The organism is Sinorhizobium sp. 8-89, from assembly GCF_030124325.1.
GTDB lineage: Bacteria > Pseudomonadota > Alphaproteobacteria > Rhizobiales > Rhizobiaceae > Sinorhizobium.
The window spans coordinates 88,824-108,857 of the sequence record NZ_JASKLR010000005.1 but is presented as its reverse complement, the minus strand read 5'-3'; the positions used below and the strand labels follow the sequence as shown (position 1 = coordinate 108,857).

Sequence of the window (20,034 nt, the reverse complement as noted above, 5' to 3'; positions counted from 1 at the left end):
CGGCGTGGTTTACAACGCTTCTGAATCGGTTTCGCCGGTGCGGATGCGAACGGCATGGTCGATCGCATAGACAAAGATCTTGCCGTCGCCGATCTGCCCGGTCTTGGCGGCAGAGGCGATTGCGTCGACGGCCTTGTCGACGATCTCCGACGGCACGGCGATCTCGACCTTGAGCTTCGGCAGGAAGCTCACGGCGTATTCGGTGCCGCGGTAAATTTCGGTGTGCCCCTTCTGGCGGCCGTAGCCCTTCACTTCGGTTACGGTCAGCCCTTGGATGCCAACTTGAGTGAGGGCTTCACGAACCTCATCGAGCTTGAACGGCTTGATAATGGCCATCACAATTTTCATCTGGTTTCCCATCCTATTCCGCCTCCGCGGAGGCCGTTCTCCTTGCTGCTTAAGCGCGCGAAGCGCCGGGCAACCGGAAACATACATTCAAGGGGCGTGCCAGATTCGATGGGTGGGCTTAAGCCTTTGAAAAAACGCGTAAAAATCGCATTCAGTGGAGTTTGTTCCACGGAATGCTAAAAAATCATCAGATCTTCAGCGTAAAAAATAGGCAGAAATTGAAAAATGCTCAATTATTGTTCAGTTGCCTTTTTGCGGATCAATCCTTCCTGCGCCACGGAGGCAATCAGCACCCCTGAGCGGTCGAACAGGCTGCCGCGCGTCATGCCGCGGGCGCCATGTGCACTCGGGCTGTCCTGGGTATAGAGAAGCCAGTCATCCATCTTCGAGGGGCGGTGGAACCACATGGCATGGTCGAGACTGGCGACCTGCAGGTTGCGGTCGAAGACCGAGGTGCCGTGGGCATAAAGAGAGGTGTCGAGCAGGGTCATGTCCGAGAGATAGGCAAGCACGGCCGCCTGCAGATGACGCTCGTCCGGCACGGTGCCGACAGCCTTCACCCAGACATCCTGTGTCGGCTGCAGCTTGTCGCGCGAGAAATAATGCTCAAGCGAGACCGGGCGGATCTCGATCGGCCGCGGCCGCTCCCAGTACCGGCGGATCGCCTCGGGCGCATGGACCAGGAATTTCTCCCTGAGCTCACGCTCGCCCGGCAACGTTTCCGGCATGGCCACTTTCGGCATCTCGAACTGATGATCGAAACCGTCCTCGTCATATTGGAACGAGGCCGACATGGAGAAGATCGCCTTGCCGTGCTGGATCGCCACCACCCGCCGCGTGGCAAAGCTGGAACCGTCGCGGATGCGATCGACTTCGTAGATGATCGGGACCGACGGATCGCCCGGTCGCATGAAATAGGCGTGCAGCGAGTGCACATAGCGGCCCTCGTCGACGGTCCGCTGCGCCGCCACCAGCGCCTGGCCGATCACCTGTCCACCGAAGACCCGCTGCCAGCCGACCTGGGGGCTTCGGCCGCGGAACAGGTTTTCCTCAAGCTTTTCGAGGTCGAGTATCGCAAGGAGCGCATCCATGGGCGTGGCAGTTTCGGCTGGGCGCGACATTTCGGCTGTCTCCGATGGTAGGAACGGCGATGGCATTGATCTATATAGCCATAGGAAAAATGCTCAAGTGCGATGGGCTCAAGTGCGACGGGAGAAGCGGATGATCGACGTGTTGATTGCCGGAGGCGGCTATGTCGGCCTGTCGCTTGCCGTGTCGCTGAAGAAAGCAGCACCCCATTTCGCCGTCACGGTCGTCGACGGCGCGCCGGAGGGCGCCTGGAAGAAGGACGAGCGGGCGTCCGCCGTCGCCTCGGCGGCCGAGCGGATGCTTCAGGTCCTCGGCGTCTGGGATGCGATCGTGCCCGAAGCCGAACCGATCCTCAGGATGGTGATCACCGATTCCAAGGCGGCCGATCCGGTACGCCCGGTTTTCCTCACCTTCGAGGGCGACGGTGGCGACGGACGCCCCTTCGCCCATATGGTGCCGAACACGGCGATGGTCGGTGCACTGCGCACCGTCTGCAAGGACCTTGGCGTTTCCATCCAGCAATCGTCGATGGTCGAGAGCTTCAAGAGCGGCGAGCACGCGGTCGTGGTCACGCTCGCCGGTGGTGAAACGATCGAGACGCGGCTTCTGGTCGCCTGCGACGGCGTTCGCTCCAAGCTGCGCGAGGCTGCCGGCATCAAGGTGGTCGAGTTCGATTACGGCCAGTCGGGCATCGTGACGACTGTCGAGCACGAACGCCCGCACGAGGGCACGGCCGAGGAGCATTTCCTGCCCGCCGGCCCCTTCGCCACGCTGCCGCTCAAGAACAACCGTTCGTCGCTTGTCTGGACCGAAAGCACCTTCGACGCCGAACGCCTCGTCAAGGCCGACGATTTCCTCTTCGAGGAGGAACTCGAGCGCCGTTTCGGCCACAAGCTCGGCCACCTCAAGGTCGTCGGCGGCCGCAGGGCGTTTCCGCTTGGTCTGACGCTTGCCCGCGACTTCGTAGCCCCACGCTTCGCGCTTGCGGGCGACGCTGCCCATGGTATCCATCCGATTTCCGGGCAGGGACTCAATCTCGGCTTCAAGGATGTAGCGGCGCTCGCCGAAACGATCGTCGAAGCGGACCGCCTGGGCCTCGACATCGGCTCGCTCGCGGTTCTCGAGCGCTACCAGAGCTGGCGGCGTTTCGACACATTCCGGATGGGCGTGACGACGGATGTCCTGAACCGGCTGTTCTCGAACGACATCACGCCGATCAGGATCGCCCGCGATGTCGGCCTCGGCATCGTCGATCGTCTTCCGTCGCTCAAGAATTTTTTCATCCGCCAGGCGGCCGGCGTCGCCGGCGAGGGGGACCCGCGCCTGCTTGCGGGCCAGCCGATCTGAGGGGTGTGAGAGAGCTTTTCGCCTGTTGCGCCCCTCATCCGCCTGGCACCTTCTCCCCGCCGACGGGGCGAAGGAGACTCACGGCATCTGCTCAGTTCCCTCTCCCCGCGAGCGGGGAGAGGGCTAGGGTGAGGGGCTGCCACCATTCACTCGACGATCGCCCTTATTGCTCCGACAGCTTCATGTCCGGGTGATAGTCCTTGCCTGCCACTTCCTTGACCACCGCCTGGCCGCACTGCATGTGCTGGGTATCGGCATTGAAGGCATAGGTCGGTGGGCCGTGCAGAGCCCATCCCTGATTCAAAGCCGCTGTCACCTTGTGGCAGAAGGAAGCGTCGTCAGGGCCCGTGAGGAAGCGGTAGAGTTTCAAGATTTCGCCTTTCGTTTTTCGATCATGTCCGCCTTGGCGGCAAGTTTCAGGGCCTGGTCGAGATGCAGCCGTTCGACCATGCGGCCGTGGAGATTGATCACACCCTTGTCGGCGTTTTCCGGCAGATCGAATGCCGCGATGATCGCGCGCGCCTCGTCGACCGCCGCCTGATCGACGCCGAAGTGCTCGTTCGCCGGACCGATCTGCGCCGGGTGGATGAGCATCTTGCCGTCATAGCCCATGTCACGCCCTTGGCGGCATTCTGCCTCGAAACCGTCGGCGTCGCGGAAATCGTTGAAGACCGCATCGATGGCGTCAAGTCCGCTACCGCGCGCGGTGAGCAGAACCTGCATCAGCCAGGGCACGAGATAGGTGCGGCCGGCATGCGCGGGAACGCGCGTCTCCTTTCTCAAATCGTTCAGTCCGACGACAAAGCAATCGAGCCGGCCGCCGAAGGTACGACCGGTCTCGGCGATCGCCGCGACATTGAGCAGGCCGCGCGGCGTCTCGATCATCGCCCAGAGCCTGAGGCTTTCAGGCGCATCGTTCTCCGCCAGCCAGTCGACAGCCACCTGGATATCGGAGGGGCTTTCGACCTTCGGCAAAAGGATCGCATCGGGGCTGGCGGCAACCGCGGCGGTGAGGTCCATCTGGCCGAAGCCGGATCCCAGCGCATTGACACGAATGACCACTTCGCAGTCGGGTCTGTTCTTCGAAAGATGCCGGACAAGCGCTTCGCGCGCTTCGCCCTTGTGTTCGGGAGCGACAGCATCCTCCAGGTCGAAGATCACGGCATCGGCGGCAAGCTGCCGGACCTTTGCCAGCGCACGGGAATTGTCGGCCGGAACGCAAAGCACGGAGCGGCGCAGGCGGGCGGGATGATGGTCGAGAGTTGTCATGATCCCGTTGTGCCCGCCTTTCGATTTTTGCGCAAGACGAGCGACTACAGCGCAGCGCGTCCAATCGGGCGCGCTAAGATCGCTGTAGCATTTGGTGTAAGGCTTCCCTCTTGCAAGAGGCGCATACAGCCCCCACATCGCTGGTAGAAAGGTGACCATCATGCAAAGCATCCGCTCTGTTCTTCTGACGGCCGCCGCCATTGCGATCACGCTGGCAGCCCTCGTCTTCACCGCCTCGCTTGCCGTGGCCCTTGCCGGCATCGCCGCCGTCGTCGCGATCGGCAGCGCCATCGCCGCCAGGCTCAACGGCAAGCCTCAACATGCGCGCGCCCGAGCGAACCCTACCGGCGAAAGACGCGAAATGCGGATCTGGAACGACGGACGCGGCACGATCATCGATCTGTGATGCCCAGCAGTTCAAGACGCTGCAACGGCCCTTGCGCGTCCGATTGGACGCGTGGCGCTGTAGAGGCGCAGATTTCCCTTCATTTCGGCGCAAAACTGATCTAAACGCTCTTCAACATTTCCGCTGAAACCGAAGGCCAAAGTCATGGAAAAGTTCGTCAAGCTCACCGGCGTCGCTGCGCCCCTGCCCGTTGTCAATATCGACACGGACATGATCATTCCGAAGGATTACCTGAAGACGATCAAGCGCACCGGTCTCGGCAAGGGACTTTTCGCGGAAGCCCGTTACAACGAGGATGGCACGCCGAACCCGGATTTCGTGCTCAACAAGCCGGCCTATCAGAATGCCAAGATCCTGGTTGCCGGCGACAATTTCGGCTGCGGCTCCTCGCGCGAACATGCGCCGTGGGCGCTCCTCGATTTCGGCATCCGCTGCGTGATTTCGACCTCGTTCGCCGACATCTTCTACAACAACTGTTTCAAGAACGGCATTCTGCCGATCGTCGTCAGTCAGGCTGACCTCGACAAGCTGATGGACGACGCCAACCGCGGTTCCAACGCCGTGCTGTCGATCGATCTGCAAGCACAGGAAATCACCGGCCCCGACGGCGGTTCTATCAAGTTCGAGGTCGACGCGTTCAAGCGCCACTGCCTGTTGAACGGCCTCGACGACATCGGCCTGACGCTGGAAAAGGCGAGCGCCATCGACAGCTTCGAGCAGAAAAACGCCGCATCGCGTCCCTGGGCCTGAGCGCTGGCGCCCATGACGCGCAAGCTCATCTCTTCCGGCTCCCCTTTTGAGAAGACGGCAGGCTATTCGCGTGCCGTCGTTAAAGGGGATTGGTGCTTCGTCTCCGGGACGACCGGCTACGACTACGCCACCATGGCCATGCCGGAGACCGTGGAGGAACAGGCGCGCAATTGCCTGAGGACGATCGAGGGTGCCTTGAAGGAGGCCGGGTTCTCGCTTTCGGACGTGGTGCGCAACCACTACTATGTCACCGACGCCGGCTTTGCCGACCGGGTCTTTCCGATCTTCGGCGAGGTGTTCGGCGATATCCGCCCGGCGGCGACGATGATTGTCTGCGATCTCATCCGCCCGGAAATGCTGATCGAGATCGAGGTCACGGCGTTTCGCGGGTAAGGTCGGTCCTCTCCAGCCGCCGTTCAGCGTAGTCCGAAGAGAAGCCCATGCAGTTCGAAGGCACCGCCGACTACATCGCCGACAAGGACCTGATGATTGCCGTCAATGCGGCAATCCGGCTGGAGCGTCCGCTGCTCGTCAAGGGCGAGCCGGGCACCGGCAAGACCGAACTCGCCCGCCAGATCGCCGCCGCCCTCGGCCTTGAGCTTATCGAGTGGAACGTCAAGTCGACGACAAAGGCACAGCAGGGGCTTTACGAATATGATGCCGTCTCGCGGCTGCGCGACAGCCAGCTCGGCGATGCCCGCATCAACGACGTGAAGAACTACATCCGCAAGGGCAAGCTCTGGCAGGCTTTCGAGGCGCCGCGGAAGACCGTGCTCCTGATCGATGAGATCGACAAGGCGGACATCGAGTTCCCGAACGACCTCTTGCAGGAACTCGACCGGATGGAATTCCACGTCTACGAGACTGGTGAGACCATCCACGCCCCGCACCGGCCGATCGTCATCATCACCTCCAACAACGAGAAGGAACTGCCGGACGCCTTTTTGCGCCGCTGCTTCTTCCATTATATTCGGTTCCCCGACGCCGAAACGCTCGCCCGCATCGTCGAGGTGCACTATCCGGGTATCCGCAAGACGCTGCTTTCGGCGGCACTCAACGCCTTCTACGGCATCCGCGAGGTGCCGGGGCTCAAGAAGAAACCCTCGACCTCCGAAGCACTCGACTGGATCAGGCTGCTTGTCGCCGACGAGATCGATCCGGCCGACCTGCGTGCCGATCCGAAATCGATGCTGCCGAAGCTGCACGGAGCGCTTTTGAAGAACGAGCAGGACGTGCATCTCTTCGAGCGGCTGGCCTTCATGGCGCGACGCGAGGGGTGAGGCCTGCATCGGCTACGATTTAAGGAAACATGCAGTAGAAGCGTTTTTCGTTGACCGGGCGCCACGCGCCGCGCTATCAAACGATCCGTGGTGATTTGGCCGGCCGGCTTGCAGCCACGTTAAAGAAATCGCTAAAGGGCCGAGGAGAACGGATTTCCGAGGACCGGTCGCGATGATTTTCGCCGCCGGTTTTTTTGTATTGATCGAGTGGACCCATGCCCATCAAGATTCCCGATACGCTGCCCGCCTTCGAAACCCTCGTGCATGAGGGCGTGCGGGTGATGACCGAGACCGTGGCGATCCGTCAGGACATCCGCCCGCTTCAGATCGGGCTCCTGAATCTCATGCCGAACAAGGTCAAGACCGAGATCCAGATGGCGCGGCTGATCGGCGCGTCGCCGCTGCAGGTGGAATTGTCGCTGGTCCGGGTCGGCGGCCACCGGGCGAAGAACACCTCCGAGGATCACTTGCTCGCCTTCTACGAGACCTGGGAAGAGGTGAAGGGGCGCAAGTTCGACGGCTTCATCATCACCGGCGCGCCGGTCGAGACGCTCGAATACGAGGACGTGACCTATTGGGAGGAGCTGAAGCGCATCTTCGACTGGACGGAGACGAACGTGCATTCGACGCTGAACGTCTGCTGGGGCGCGATGGCAGCGATCTACCATTTCCACGGTGTTCCGAAACATCCGCTCAAGGAGAAAGCCTTCGGCGTCTATCGCCACCAGAACCTGAAACCGTCCTCGGTCTACCTGAACGGTTTTTCCGATGATTTTGCCGTTCCGGTTTCGCGCTGGACCGAGGTGCGCCGAGCCGACATCGACCGCGTGCAGGAGCTGGAGATCCTGATGGAATCGAAGGAGATGGGCGTCTGCCTGGTGCACGAAAAGAAGGGCAACCGGCTCTACATGTTCAACCACGTGGAGTATGATTCGACCTCCTTGTCGGACGAATATTTCCGCGACGTGGATGCCGGCGTGCCGATCAAGTTGCCGCACGATTATTTCCCGCACAACGATTCGAGCCTGCCGCCGCAGAACCGTTGGCGCAGCCACGCGCATCTCTTCTTTGGCAACTGGATCAACGAGATGTATCAGACGACTCCCTACGAGTTGGAGAAGATCGGCACGGGAGACTGAGGCCGGATGTTCATCCCCTTCTTCCTCGAACTGAAGGCCGCGAAAATCCCGGTGACGCTCCGGGAATTCCTGTCGCTGATCGAAGGGATGGAAACGGGGATCGCGACCTTCGACGTCGAGGCCTTCTATTTCCTCGCCCGTGCGGCGCTCGTGAAGGACGAGCGCCATATCGACCGGTTCGACAGGGTGTTTCGGCATTGTTTTGCTGGGCTCGATGCGGTTTCCCCGTCGGAAACATTTGGCGAAGCGACCATTCCCGAGGAATGGTTAAAAAAGCTCGCCGAGAAATACCTGACCGAGGAGGAGAAGAAGCTCGTCGAGGCGCTCGGTGGTTTCGACAAGCTGATGGAAACGCTGCGTCAACGGCTTGCTGAGCAGACCGGCCGTCACCAGGGCGGCTCGAAATGGATCGGCACCGCCGGCACCTCGCCCTTCGGCGCCTATGGCTACAATCCGGAAGGGGTGAGAATCGGCCAGGAGGGCTCGCGCCATCGACGCGCGGTCAAGGTCTGGGACCGGCGCGAATTCAAGGACTATGACGACACGGTCGAGCTCGGCACGCGCAACATCAAGGTGGCGCTGAAGCGGCTCCGTCGCTGGGTGCGCCAGGGTGCTGCAGAGGAGCTCGACCTTTCGGGCACGATCCGCTCCACCGCCGAGCATGGCTATCTCGACGTCGTGACGCGACCGGAGCGCCGCAACGCGGTCAAGCTCTTGATGTTCTTCGATGTCGGCGGATCGATGGACGACCATATCCGTGTCGTCGAGGAACTCTTCTCCGCCGTCCGCAGCGAATTCCGGCACATAGATTATTTCTACTTCCACAATTGCGTCTATGAGGGGCTGTGGAAGGACAATCGCCGCCGCCGCGTCGATATCACCCGCACGGCCGAACTGCTGCGCACCTTCGGCGGTGACTACCGCGCCATCTTCGTCGGCGACGCCTCGATGAGCCCTTACGAGATCAGCCATCCGGGCGGCTCGGTCGAACACTGGAACGATGCGCCCGGCGCGCTCTGGCTTGAGCGGATCACTGCGCATTTCCCGCGTTCCGTCTGGCTCAATCCTGTTCCCGAGGAGCATTGGCGCCACACCCAATCGATCGCCATGATCCGCGCGCTTTTCGGCGAGCGGATGTTCCCGCTGACGCTCGCCGGGCTGCAGGCGGCGACGAAGGAATTGTCACGTTGAATCGCCCACGGCTCGGTGCGCACTTTCGAATATGCTGCAGCATTTCGAAGTGCCGCATCTGAAAGAACGGGCTCACTGCATGCTTCCTTAAACGGATCCGATTTAAGGATGAAAAAATGCAGCACTTTCAATGGGATACGGCGCCCTTTAAGCGTCTGACGCGCGGCGCTGCAGGTCGCTGGAGAACCCGATTGCTGCGTGGTTTTGTCCTTGGATCCAAAGGAATCCTGCGGCGAAAAAGTATGACTTTACGGGTTGCCGCGCCGCCGGAAATGACGCAGGTTGTCGCCGGCCTGGAGTGGGTCCGAAGAAAAGTGTGCGGTTTGCCAATCAGAAAAGATCGCCGCTATTTTGGGTTGATCAAGAGGGGAGAATAAGATGGGAATGCCTGCGAGCACTGAAATCTTCGGGCATCTCGCCTCCGGTGAACCGGTCCATCGCGTGACCCTCGCCGGCGGCGGCCTGACGGCGAAGGTGATTACCTGGGGCGCGGTCATCCAGGACCTGCGGCTCGAAGGGCATCAGCCGCCCCTGGTTTTGGGTTTCGAGGATTTCGACAGCTATCCCGCGCATTCGTCCTATTTCGGCGCTACCCCCGGGCGCAATGCCAACCGCATCGGCGGCGGACGCTTCACGCTCGACGGCAAGGCCTATCAACTCGAACTCAACGAAAAGGGCGTGACCCACCTCCATGGTGGCAGCGATAATATCGCCAAGCGCAATTGGACGATCGTCGACGTTGCAGAGGACCGAGTGACGTTCAGGATCACCGATCCGGAGGGCCGGGCCGGCTATCCTGGAAACTGCACGGTCACCTGCACCTACGCGCTGCGGCCGGGCGGTATATTGAACGTCGTCTACGAAACCGAGGCCGACGCGCCGACTCTCGCCAATGTCTGCCAGCACAGCTATTTCAATCTCGACGGCGGCGACGACGCGCTCGACCATGACATCATGATCGCCGCCGACCACTACCTGCCGACGGACGAGCGGCAGGTGCCGACGGGCGAGATCCGGCCCGTCGTCGGCACCGCCTTCGACCTGACGGAAATGACCCCGATGCGGCGGCAGATGGAAGGCGAGAACAGCCCCTTCGACCACAATTTCTGCCTCTCGCCGGAACGGATGCAGAAACGCTCCGTGGCTCTGGTGCGCAGCATCAATTCCGGCGTCTCGCTGGAGGTGCTGACCACCGAGCCCGGCATCCAGCTCTATACCGGAGTCAAGCTGAACGTGCCGGTGCCGGGACTGGAAGGCCGCCGCTACGGCCCTTACGCGGGCTTCTGCCTCGAAACCCAGATCTGGCCCGACGCCATCAACCACGAGGGTTTCCCGAACGCGGTGCTCAGGCCGGGCGAAACACTGCGCCAGGAAACGGACTATGTTTTCATGAAGAGCTGAGGGAAGCGGGTGGCCAAAATCGATGAGAACCGAGCAGCGTGCATTTGCACGTTGCGCGAGCATGACCCAGCGATAGCAGGCCGAAAATCAAAAGGAATGAAGTGGTTGGAAAACTGGAGCGGGTGAGGCGATTCGAACGCCCGACCCCAACCTTGGCAAGGTTGTGCTCTACCCCTGAGCTACACCCGCTCATCAACCGCGGTCCGGGGGTAGTCGGTGGACCGTGGGTGCCGCCCCGTCTTGCGGCGACGGGCGCTATATGGCCTAAGCCTTTTTCAAATGCAACAGGGAAATGACGCAAATGCGAAGAATTTTTTCGGCACCATGCCAAAAGTCCGGAAATGCCAGTGTTTTCCACTGACGCATGTCGGTGGAGTGTGCGACGGCGTGAGGGCGTGTGTGAGTGGTCCCGCCGGCATGCCGCTCCAACCCATGAGAATCGCCGCACCTGAGATTGCGGAGCGCGCCTCTTCTCCGTAAAGCAGGGCGAAAAATCGCCACGACAGGAAGGATCTGGAGCATGAGCGAGGCGCAACCGAAAACCGCGGAAGACCTGTTCCGCTTTCTCGACGAGCTTGGTATCGAACACAAGACGAAGCGGCACGCACCGGTTTTCACCGTCGCCGAATCGGTGGCGCTGCGCGATGAAATTCCCGGCGGACATACAAAGAACCTGTTCGTGAAGGATAAAAAGAACAATTATTTCCTGCTGACCGTCGAGGAGCACGCGACGGTGGACCTGAAGACCGTCCATCAGACCATCGGCGCGGCGAGCAAGGTCTCCTTCGGCAAGCCGGAAAAGCTGATGGAATATCTGGGCGTCATCCCCGGCGCAGTGACCGCCTTCGGCGCGATCAACGACACGGGCGGCCATGTGAAGATGATTCTCGACGAAGCGCTGATGGCGTTCGACACGATTAATTGCCATCCGCTTTCGAATGACCAGACGACCTCGATCGCGTCGAAGGACATGCTGCGCTTCATGGAAGCAACCGGACATGAGCCGCTTGTCTTGAAAGTGACGACCTGACATACGATCTTTGACGCGAATGCATGAAGTCGGACGACAAGTCCGCGAGGAGAGAAGAATGAGCGGTAGCGACAATCCCTACGCAGGATCCTTCGGCAACCAGATGACGGCTTCGGCGTCGTTCGGCGGCCAGCCGGCGCCGAAAGCGGCAGCCGCGGGCGATCTGATCAAGGAAACGACCACCGCTACCTTCTCCCGTGACGTGCTCGAAGCTTCGAGCCAGCAGCCGGTTCTCGTCGACTTCTGGGCTCCCTGGTGCGGTCCCTGCAAGCAGCTGACCCCGGTGATCGAAAAGGTCGTGACCGAAGCTGCCGGCCGGGTGAAACTCGTCAAGATGAACATCGACGACCATCCCTCGATCGCCGGCCAACTCGGCATTCAGTCGATCCCCGCCGTCATTGCCTTTGTCGGCGGACGGCCGGTCGACGGCTTCATGGGCGCCGTTCCCGAAAGCCAGATCCGGCAGTTCATCGACCGCATCGCCGGGCCAGCCGTGAGCGATGGCAAGGCCGAGATCGAAGCCGCCCTTACCGATGCCAAGGCACTGCTCGATGCCGGTGAGGCGGAAAACGCGGCCGGCCTCTATGGCGCCGTGCTGCAGGCGGAACCGGAAAATGCCACCGCCATTGCCGGCATGGTCGAATGCATGATTGCGCTTGGACAGCTTGCCGAGGCGCGCGAGGCGCTTTCGGAACTTCCGGAAGAGCTCGCAAAGGACGCAGCCGTCGGCGCCGTGTCGAAGAAGCTCGAGCAGATCGAAGAGGCACGCAAGCTCGGCGACCCGACGGCGCTCGAACATCAGCTGGCGCTCAATCCGGATGACCACGCGGCGCGGCTGAAGCTTGCCAAGATCCGCAATGTCGAAGGCGACCGGAATGCCGCGGCCGAACACCTACTGTTGATCATGAAGCGCGACCGCAGCTTCGAAGATGATGGCGCACGGCGCGAACTCCTGGGCTTCTTCGAAGTCTGGGGACCCAAGGACCCGGCGACAGTCGCCGCGCGGCGCAAGCTTTCATCGATTCTTTTCTCTTAAGCGGCAAGACTGCAGCAGGATCCGTGTGTTTCTCCCTTGAGATTTTCGAGGGACGCACCATTTCTTGAGCGGTGGCCGCGCCTGGCGCGGCAAGCCGGTATCTGCAAGGTCCAACGGAATGCATGTCGGAAATGCGCGCTATCTCGGTCCTAAGGACTTGCCGGAGATTATTCCGGTATTTCCGCTGACGGGCGCGCTCCTGCTTCCCGGCGCGCAGCTCCCACTCAATATTTTCGAACCGCGCTATCTTGCGATGTTCGATGATGCGCTCGCCGGCAATCGCCTGATCGGCATTGTCCAGCCTTCCTTCTCCGAGGGGCGGAACGATATCGACTCCTCGCCCGTGCCGGCGCTCTGTCAGGTCGGCTGCATCGGGCGGATCACGTCGTTTGCGGAAACGGGCGACGGGCGCTACATCACATCGCTCACCGGCGTCTGCCGCTATCGGCTCTTCGCCGAGGTCGCCGGTTGTCGCGGCTACCGCCGCTTCCGCATCGGTCCTTTCGCAACCGACCTCGAAAACCCGGACGACGAGAGCCTTGTCGACCGCGAGGCGCTGCTTGCCGCCTTCAGGGCCTATCTCGATGCCAACAAGCTGGAAGCGGATTGGGAAAGCGTGGAACGGGCGAGTAACCGCACGCTCGTCAATTCCATGGCGATGATGTCGCCCTACGGCCCGGCGGAAAAGCAGGCGCTGCTCGAAGCCCCCGACCTCAAGACGCGCGCCGAAACGCTGATCGCGATCACCGAGATCGTGCTTGCCCGCAATTTCGGCGACCTCGACAACATCCTGCAGTAAGTGGCAAAGCATGGATATCAATGCAAGCAAGGTCGATCCGAAACTCCTCGAACTGCTCGTGTGCCCGCTTACGAAGGGGCGGCTGAGCTATGACGCCGAAGCGCAGGAGCTGATTTCCGAAAAGGCGCGCCTCGCTTATCCGATCCGCGACGGGGTTCCGATCATGCTCGTGTCGGAGGCACGCAAGCTCGAAGATTAGCATGCTTGAGCCAACAGGCGGATCAAAGCCATAGCGCAGCCCTTCGCCCCGCATGCGGGGAGAAGGAGGCCGGCGGGCCGGATGAGGGGCAATGAGCAGAAAACCGTGGCTCTAGCCGCCCACGTGTTCCACGCTTGCCTCGATCCGCTCCATGTCGTCGTCGGAAAGGCCGAAATGGTGGCCGATCTCATGGATCAGCACATGGGTGATGATGTCGCCCAGCGTTTCCTCGTTTTCCGCCCAATAGTCGAGGATCGGACGGCGATAGAGCGTGATCCGGTTCGGAAACTGGCCGGTCTCCATGGTGAAGCGTTCGCCGATTCCGCGGCCTTCGAACAGCCCAAGCAGATCGAAAGGCGTTTCAAGCGCCATGTCTTCGAAGACGTCGTCGCTCGGAAAATCGGCGACTTCGATAATGAGGTCGGTCGTCAGCTTGCGGAATTCCTCCGGCAGATGGCTATAGGCTTCAAGCGCAAGCAGTTCGAATGTGCTGAGCGTCGGTGCGTGGCGTTCCCGCCAATCATCGGTTTGGTCAATGCGGGCCATGGGCACTCCTTGTTGCCTCATATAACGATTTCGCCTTTATTTTTCGAGTGTTGAATTCGGTTCAGGCAGGGATCAGGAATAAATTCTCAAACTTGGTTGTTGACTCTTACCGCAGGCTCTGGAATCCATAAGAACATAACATGAACATCTGGTGGAGCCGACCGTCATGGCCGAGAAAGCCGTGCAGCGGGAAACCGTTCTTTCCCTCCGCGAAACCATAGCGCAGATTGAAAACCGCCGGCTGCCGGGAATCGTGCGTGCAGCCAAGGCGGCCGATCCTGCCGGTTTCCGGCGCAAGAGGGGGGAGGCGTCCCGCAACAAGGTCCTGCCCCTTGGCGTCCCTGAGCTTGATGACGTGCTCGACGGCGGGCTGCCGCTCGAAGGCATGACGGAAATCCGCAATGCCGAAACGCGCGATGCGGGTGCTGCCGCCGGCTTCGTGACGGCGCTTGCGGTGCTTTGTCAGCGAATGAAGAAGGAGAAGGGGCATCTCGCGCCGATCCTGTGGATCAGCCAGACCTTTGCCTCTCGCGAGGCCGGGCTTCCATACGCACCGGGCCTCAAGTCCTATGGGCTCGACATCGAGCGTTTCCTGTTCGTTTCGGTACGCACGGTCAAGGATGCGCTCTGGATTGCCGAAGCGGCTCTTTCGGTGCCGGTCTTTGCGGCCGTCATTCTGGAAATCCGCGGCAATCCCGACTGTCTCGCCTTGAGCGAGAGCAGGCGCCTGCATGTAAGGGCCCGGACGGGCGGAGTGCCTCTTCTCGTATTCCGGCAGGCGGGCGAGGCGGAGGCAAGCAGCGCCTTCTTCCGGCTTCAGATCAAACCGGCATTTGCGGGCGAGCGTCCGCTTCCGGATGGTTCGATGCTTTGCGGCAGCATCGGCCATCCAGCCTTTCACGTCCTTGTCGAAAAAAGCAGGGCTTACGCTTCTGCTGATATCTTTCTGGAATGGAATGCCCATGACCGCCGCTTCTACCCCCTCGAGCAGCACCAGTCCGTCGCTCCTCCGGCAGACGGGCAACCAGCGAATTCTGTCGATCCATTTTCCGCATCTGTCGGCCGATCGAGTGGCGCGGATTCGATGGGGCGCCTCCTGGCTTTCGCACGGGCGTCCTGATCATCCGCCCGTCGTTTTTGCCGCCAAGATCGACAATGCCATGCGGCTCGTCGCGCTCGACACGCTTGCCGAGCGGGTGGGTCTGAAGCGGGGCCAGGGGGCGGCGGAGGCCCGCGCCATGTGCCCGTCGCTCGACGTGATCATCGATGATCCGGCGGCGGATCGGGCCTTCCTGGAAGGGCTTGCCGACTGGTGCGACCGCTATACGCCGCTGGTCGCGCTCGACGGAAAGGATGGCCTGTTCCTCGACATCACCGGCTGCGCCCATCTTCACGGCGGCGAGAAGGCGCTTGTCGACGATGTGCTTTCGCGCCTCTTCCTGCTCGGCATCGAGGCGCGGGCGGTAATCTCCTCCTCTGCCGGTCTCTCCTGGGCGGTTGCCCGCTATGGCGATGCTGCCGTCATCCGGCCCGAGGATGCTGAAAGGTTTCTCGCGCCCTTGCCGGTCGCCGCGCTGCGCCTGCCGGCGGAAACCACCGCCCTGCTCGAGCGGGTCGGGTTGAAGCAAGTCGGTGATCTTCTCCAGGCGCCGCGCGCGCCTCTGGCCCGCCGCTTCGGTCCTTCTCTTCTCCTGCGGCTCGATCAGGCGAGAGGCCACGAGGACGAGCCTCTCTCACCGCGTCTCCCCGTGCCGAGTTTTTCCGCCGAACGCCGGCTTGCCGAGCCGCTTCAGGAAGAAGAGCACATTCTTGAACTGGCACGCCATCTTTCCAACGATGTCCGCCTCTCTCTGGAGCGACATGGCGAAGGCGGGCGGCTGTTCGAGCTTCTCCTCATTCGCGTCGATGGCCGGGTCTTCCGCGTTCAGGCGCATGCAGCCGTCCCCTTGAACGATGCCGATCGGATCGCGGCTCTCTTTCGCGAGCGATTGCAGGCGGTTCATGACGACCTTGATGCCGGATATGGTTTCGAGATCCTCCGGCTTTCAGTCCTTAGAAGCGAAAGGCTCGATCCTGCCCAAGAGGATTTTTCCGGAATTCCCGATGAAAGCCAGCCGCTGGCCGCCTTCGCCGACAAGCTATGTGCGCGCTTCGGGTCGGATTGCCTGACGTTTGCGATCCTTGCCGAAAGCCATCTGCCGGAACGCTCCGGCGGATTTGCTCCCTTGACGGATGTCGCGGCGGTCATGGAGCCTCGTCCGGTCGATGAAAAAGCCTGTCCCGAAAACCGCCCGCTCAGGATTTTCACGCATCCTGAACTTGTCGAAGCGACGGCCGAAGTACCCGAGGGCGCGCCGCGCAGCTTCAACTGGCGCAAGACCCAGTATCGCGTCGCCCGCGCCGAGGGGCCGGAGCGGATCGCCGCCGAATGGTGGATCGATGGAGAGGACCATCCCACGCGCGATTACTTCCGGGTCGAGGATCAGGAAGGCCGCCGTTTCTGGCTGTTCCGCGAGGGCCTTTACGGACGGGAGACCTCCTCGCCCCGCTGGTTCATGCACGGAGTTTTCGCATGAGCGCGGATCCTGTCTTCTACGAACTTGGCGCGCGCACGAATTTCTCCTTTCTCGAAGGAGCAGCGCCCGCTGAGGAAATGATCGTCTTCGCCAAGAAGGTCGGGCTTGCTGGTCTCGGCATCGCCGATCGCAACAGCGTCGCGGGCGTCGTCCGGGCCCATGCCAAGGCAAAGGTGGAGGGCTATCCTTTCCAGCCGGGCGCTCGCCTGGTTTTTGCCGACGGCACGCCGGATATCCTTGCCTATCCGAGAAACCGGAGAGGGTGGGGGCATCTGTGCCGCCTGCTCAGCACCGGAAACCTGCGCTCGAAGAAGGGTGACTGCACGCTTTATCTCGCGGATCTTTTGGAGTGGCAGGAGGATCTTCTCCTTATCGTCATGCAGGGCGAGGGGCGACCGGACGCAGGCTTTCTTGGAGATATCCTGGAGAAATTGCAGCAGCATGCGGGCAACAGGCTCTATCTCGGAATGACGCCGCGTTACGACGGCTTCGACCGGCATGATTTTGCCGTTCTTGCCACGTTCGCCCGGAAGAGCGGTGTCCGGCTTCTGGCCACCAATGACGCGCTCTATCACGATCCGCAGTACAGGCCGCTGGCGGATGTCGTCACCGCCATTCGGGAACATGTGACGATCGAGAGCGCCGGCTTCCTTCTTCAGAAGAATGCCGAGAGGCACCTGAAGGGACCGAAGGAAATGGCCCGGCTCTTCAGCGATTATCCCGAGGCTATCGACAATGCGCGCAAGTTCTTCAAGCAACTCGCCTTCAATCTCGACGAGCTCAGCCATCAATATCCGGACGAAAACACCAAAGGCGAGACGCCGGCGCAAACCTTGAGGCGGCTTGTCGACGAAGGCGCGGCGGAACGTTATCCCGCCGGCGTGCCGGAAAAGGTGAAGCGGCAGATCGAATACGAGCTGGAACTCATCAGCGACAAGAAATACGAACCTTATTTTCTGACCGTCCATAAGCTGGTGAAGTTTGCCCGCAGTGAGAAAATTCTTTGTCAGGGGCGGGGGTCCGCCGCCAATTCCTCGGTCTGTTTCTGTCTCGGCATCACCGAGGTCGACCCGCAGAAGTTCACGCTCCTGTTCGACCGGTTCCTGTCACGCGATCGCGACGAGCCGCCCGATATCGATGTCGACTTCGAGCACGAGCGTCGCGAAGAGGTCATCCAATATATCTATAGAACCTACGGCAGGGAGCATGCCGGTCTGACTGCCGCGGTCATCAGCTATCGCTCGCGCTCCGCCGGGCGCGAAGTCGCCAAGGCGTTTGGCCTTTCGGAGGATGTCCAGTCCGCTCTCGTCAGTTCGATCTGGGGCTGGGGAACCTCGCCCTTCACGCAGGAGCAGGCGAAGGGTGCGGGTCTCGATGCGTCGGAGCCGCTCACCAAGCGCGTTCTTGGCTATGCCAGCCTGCTCATGAACTTTCCGCGGCACCTGTCGCAGCATGTCGGCGGCTTCGTGATCACCCGCGACAGGCTCGACGAGGTTGTGCCGATCATGAACACGGCCATGCCCGATCGTTACATGATCGAATGGGACAAGGACGATCTCGACCAGTTGAAGATCCTCAAGGTCGACGTGCTGGCACTCGGCATGCTGACCTGCCTCGCCAAGGCCTTCAAGTTACTGGAGGGGCATTACGGAGAGCCGAAAACGCTCGCCGAAATCTACGAGGATCATCAGGACCGCGTTTACGACATGATCTGCCGCGCCGACACGATCGGCGTCTTCCAGATCGAAAGCCGCGCGCAGATGAGCATGCTGCCTCGCCTCCAGCCGCGCGAAATGTATGATCTGGTGATCGAGGTCGCGATCGTTCGCCCGGGCCCTATCCAGGGCAACATGGTGCATCCCTACCTAAAACGACGCGAGGCGCAGCGGAAAAGACAGGAGCCGGTCGAATATCCGAAACCGGAATTGAAGGCGGTCCTGGAAAGGACGCTCGGCGTGCCGTTGTTTCAGGAGCAGGCGATGCAGATCGCGATCACGGCCGCCGGTTTTTCACCCAGTGAAGCCGATCTCCTGCGCCGCGCCATGGCGACCTTCAAGCGGACCGGCACCATCCATACGTTCAAACAGAAAATGATCGATGGCATGGTCAGGAATGGTTACGAGAAGGATTTTGCCGAGCGCTGCTTCAAGCAGATCGAAGGCTTCGGCGAATACGGCTTTCCCGAAAGCCATGCCGCCTCCTTCGCTTCCCTCGTCTATGCCTCGTCCTGGTTCAAGGCCTATTATCCGGATATCTTCTGCGCGGCACTCCTGAATTCGCAGCCGATGGGCTTTTATGCACCCGCACAGCTCGTGCGCGATGCCCGCGAACACGGGGTCAAGGTCCTGCCGGTCGACATCAATCACTCGAACTGGGACGCTTTGCTCGAAGGTGACGGCCCGTTCGACAGGAAGGCGATCCATCGGCGTCATGCCGAAATGGAGAATGTGATCAAGACGCAAAAGGCGGTCCGGCTCGGTTTCAGGCTGGTCAAGGGACTAAGGCAAAAGGATATAGATGCGCTCGTTGCGCGCCGGGGTAGGGGATACCGCTCCATCCACGATCTCTGGATCCGTTCCGGGCTTACCCGCTCCGTTCTGGAGCGCCTTGCGGATGCGGATGCCTTCCGCTCCATCGGCCTCGACCGGCGCGCAGCTCTCTGGGCCGTGAAGGCCCTGGATGAGGCGTCGGCGGTCGAGCGCCTGCCGCTTTTCGATGGCGGGGGTTCTGCGGATCTGCGGGCCGAACCCGCGGTCACTCTGCCCGACATGCTTCCCGGGGAGCATGTCATCAACGACTACCGCTACCTGACGCTTTCGCTGAAAGCTCATCCTGTTTCCTTCATGCGGGGCGATTTCTCGCGAATGGGCATAGTTCCCAATCGCGATCTGGCGCAGACCGCAACAGGACGAAGGGTCACTGTCGCCGGCCTTGTGCTCGTTCGCCAGCGTCCGGGTTCTGCCAAGGGCGTCATCTTCATGACGATCGAGGACGAGACCGGCGTCGCCAATATCATCGTCTGGGAAAGGATGTTCGAGAAATACCGGGCGCAGGTCATGGGCTCGCGGCTTGTGAAGATCCGTGGTCGCTTACAGAGCGAAAGCGGTGTCATCCATGTGGTCGCGGAACATGTCGAGGACATAACGCCCATGCTCGGCCTCTTGCGCAACGAAGCACGGCGTTTCGGAGCCAACGACCGTACGGACGAGGCCTTGCGGCAGACGGCCGACGCTCGCGAAAAGAAAGCGCTTAAACAATTGCGCCTGGCCTTGCCCGCTCGCCCAAATCAGCACGCGGAAGCGACAACCGACGTGGCCGATGTCATGCCGAAAGGGCGCAACTTCCACTGAGCTTCGACGAGGTCGTATCGTTTCCGGCAGGTTTTGCGCCGTACCGATCACGCCTGTGTAAAAATGTCGCACGTGGCTCGCCCGAAATTGCAAGTTCTGGAAGAAAAATCGCCTCCTTAGAATCGGCTAATGTAATGAAAAAGCGATGTTTCTTGTCAAGTTTAGAACCAGTCTAATATGCCCCTCAACTTTACGGGGAGGAGTTTTTTCTTGACGGCAAATATCCTCTTTTGCTTTATGCACGAAATCAGGGCGTTGCGTTTGATGGGCAAGACGAG

General features: G+C 61.1%; 21 protein-coding genes, 1 tRNA gene and 1 riboswitch. Of the genes, 16 read left to right on the top strand and 6 right to left on the bottom strand.

The window, feature by feature from the left end; translation table 11 throughout:
• Positions 1-9: 9 nt before the first annotated feature.
• Positions 10-360, bottom strand: coding sequence for a P-II family nitrogen regulator (locus tag QN219_RS12800; protein WP_167528132.1), 351 nt, complete (start codon positions 358-360; stop codon positions 10-12).
• 221 nt (positions 361-581) lie between these two features.
• Positions 582-1,469: an acyl-CoA thioesterase II gene (gene tesB / locus QN219_RS12795; protein ID WP_284000064.1), complete on the bottom strand. Its 888-nt coding sequence runs from the start codon at positions 1,467-1,469 to the stop codon at positions 582-584.
• Here tesB and QN219_RS12790 point away from each other — a divergent pair.
• On the top strand, positions 1,438-2,784 hold the full coding sequence (locus tag QN219_RS12790) for a ubiquinone biosynthesis hydroxylase (RefSeq protein ID WP_284000063.1): 1,347 nt from the start codon (positions 1,438-1,440) through the stop codon (positions 2,782-2,784). The genes tesB and QN219_RS12790 overlap by 32 nt on opposite strands.
• Positions 2,785-2,947: 163 nt before the next feature.
• On the opposite strand, the gene QN219_RS12785 is transcribed toward QN219_RS12790, so the two are convergent.
• The gene (locus QN219_RS12785) at positions 2,948-3,154 is read right to left on the bottom strand and encodes a DUF1737 domain-containing protein (protein WP_173508747.1); all 207 of its coding nucleotides are present in this window, start codon (positions 3,152-3,154) and stop codon (positions 2,948-2,950) included.
• A complete protein-coding gene (locus tag QN219_RS12780; RefSeq protein WP_284000062.1) occupies positions 3,151-4,053 on the bottom strand; it encodes a CoA ester lyase in 903 nt (300 codons plus the stop codon). Before QN219_RS12780 ends, QN219_RS12785 begins: the two co-directional genes overlap by 4 nt.
• A 160-nt stretch (positions 4,054-4,213) precedes the next feature.
• Here QN219_RS12780 and QN219_RS12775 point away from each other — a divergent pair, with 160 nt between their 5' ends.
• The 8 genes from QN219_RS12775 (at position 4,214) to QN219_RS12740 (ending at position 10,220) form a co-directional block, all read left to right on the top strand.
• Positions 4,214-4,459: a hypothetical protein gene (locus QN219_RS12775; protein WP_173508749.1), complete on the top strand. Its 246-nt coding sequence runs from the start codon at positions 4,214-4,216 to the stop codon at positions 4,457-4,459.
• A 144-nt stretch (positions 4,460-4,603) separates the two neighbouring features.
• The gene (gene leuD / locus QN219_RS12770) at positions 4,604-5,209 is read left to right on the top strand and encodes a 3-isopropylmalate dehydratase small subunit (RefSeq protein ID WP_284000061.1); all 606 of its coding nucleotides are present in this window, start codon (positions 4,604-4,606) and stop codon (positions 5,207-5,209) included.
• A 12-nt stretch (positions 5,210-5,221) separates the two neighbouring features.
• On the top strand, positions 5,222-5,602 hold the full coding sequence (locus QN219_RS12765; RefSeq protein WP_173508751.1) for a RidA family protein: 381 nt from the start codon (positions 5,222-5,224) through the stop codon (positions 5,600-5,602).
• A 47-nt stretch (positions 5,603-5,649) separates the two neighbouring features.
• On the top strand, positions 5,650-6,489 hold the full coding sequence (locus QN219_RS12760; RefSeq protein ID WP_284000059.1) for a MoxR family ATPase: 840 nt from the start codon (positions 5,650-5,652) through the stop codon (positions 6,487-6,489).
• A 77-nt stretch (positions 6,490-6,566) separates the two neighbouring features.
• A riboswitch (SAM riboswitch) is annotated at positions 6,567-6,644 on the top strand.
• 60 nt (positions 6,645-6,704) lie between these two features.
• A complete protein-coding gene (gene metA / locus QN219_RS12755) occupies positions 6,705-7,628 on the top strand; it encodes a homoserine O-succinyltransferase (protein ID WP_173508753.1) in 924 nt (307 codons plus the stop codon).
• A gap of 6 nt (positions 7,629-7,634) precedes the next feature.
• Positions 7,635-8,819: a VWA domain-containing protein gene (locus tag QN219_RS12750; RefSeq protein ID WP_284000058.1), complete on the top strand. Its 1,185-nt coding sequence runs from the start codon at positions 7,635-7,637 to the stop codon at positions 8,817-8,819.
• Between the two features lie 116 nt (positions 8,820-8,935).
• On the top strand, positions 8,936-9,196 hold the full coding sequence (locus tag QN219_RS12745; RefSeq protein ID WP_284000057.1) for a hypothetical protein: 261 nt from the start codon (positions 8,936-8,938) through the stop codon (positions 9,194-9,196).
• Positions 9,197-9,203: 7 nt separating this feature from the next.
• The gene (locus QN219_RS12740; RefSeq protein ID WP_284000055.1) at positions 9,204-10,220 is read left to right on the top strand and encodes an aldose epimerase family protein; all 1,017 of its coding nucleotides are present in this window, start codon (positions 9,204-9,206) and stop codon (positions 10,218-10,220) included.
• A 114-nt stretch (positions 10,221-10,334) separates the two neighbouring features.
• Here QN219_RS12740 and QN219_RS12735 read toward each other — a convergent pair.
• Positions 10,335-10,409 (bottom strand) — tRNA-Gly (locus tag QN219_RS12735).
• Positions 10,410-10,740: 331 nt separating this feature from the next.
• Here QN219_RS12735 and QN219_RS12730 point away from each other — a divergent pair.
• The 4 genes from QN219_RS12730 to QN219_RS12715 all read left to right on the top strand — a co-directional run bounded on the left by QN219_RS12730 (position 10,741) and on the right by QN219_RS12715 (position 13,284).
• Positions 10,741-11,250, top strand: a complete 510-nt coding sequence (locus QN219_RS12730) for a prolyl-tRNA synthetase associated domain-containing protein (protein ID WP_284000053.1) — start codon at positions 10,741-10,743, stop codon at positions 11,248-11,250.
• 58 nt (positions 11,251-11,308) lie between these two features.
• Positions 11,309-12,286 (top strand): thioredoxin, encoded by a 978-nt coding sequence (gene trxA / locus QN219_RS12725; RefSeq protein WP_284000052.1) that lies wholly within the window; start codon positions 11,309-11,311, stop codon positions 12,284-12,286.
• Between the two features lie 118 nt (positions 12,287-12,404).
• Positions 12,405-13,085 carry an LON peptidase substrate-binding domain-containing protein gene (locus QN219_RS12720; RefSeq protein WP_173508757.1) on the top strand — a complete coding sequence of 227 codons (681 nt, stop codon included), beginning with the start codon at positions 12,405-12,407 and terminating at the stop codon, positions 13,083-13,085.
• Between the two features lie 10 nt (positions 13,086-13,095).
• Complete coding sequence (locus QN219_RS12715) at positions 13,096-13,284, top strand: Trm112 family protein (RefSeq protein ID WP_136505413.1); 189 nt, start codon at positions 13,096-13,098, stop codon at positions 13,282-13,284.
• A 111-nt stretch (positions 13,285-13,395) separates the two neighbouring features.
• Here QN219_RS12715 and QN219_RS12710 read toward each other — a convergent pair whose 3' ends face one another.
• Positions 13,396-13,830, bottom strand: a complete 435-nt coding sequence (locus QN219_RS12710) for a metallopeptidase family protein (RefSeq protein WP_225108994.1) — start codon at positions 13,828-13,830, stop codon at positions 13,396-13,398.
• 166 nt (positions 13,831-13,996) lie between these two features.
• Here QN219_RS12710 and QN219_RS12705 point away from each other — a divergent pair, with 166 nt between their 5' ends.
• The 3 genes from QN219_RS12705 to QN219_RS12695 are packed head-to-tail and all read left to right on the top strand — an operon-like array spanning position 13,997 to position 19,756.
• Positions 13,997-14,950 (top strand): hypothetical protein, encoded by a 954-nt coding sequence (locus QN219_RS12705; RefSeq protein ID WP_284000042.1) that lies wholly within the window; start codon positions 13,997-13,999, stop codon positions 14,948-14,950.
• Positions 14,901-16,406, top strand: a complete 1,506-nt coding sequence (locus QN219_RS12700) for a DUF6504 family protein (RefSeq protein WP_284000291.1) — start codon at positions 14,901-14,903, stop codon at positions 16,404-16,406. The genes QN219_RS12705 and QN219_RS12700 overlap by 50 nt, the downstream gene beginning before the upstream one ends.
• The gene (locus tag QN219_RS12695) at positions 16,403-19,756 is read left to right on the top strand and encodes an error-prone DNA polymerase (RefSeq protein WP_284000041.1); all 3,354 of its coding nucleotides are present in this window, start codon (positions 16,403-16,405) and stop codon (positions 19,754-19,756) included. The genes QN219_RS12700 and QN219_RS12695 overlap by 4 nt, the downstream gene beginning before the upstream one ends.
• Positions 19,757-20,034 lie beyond the last annotated feature (278 nt).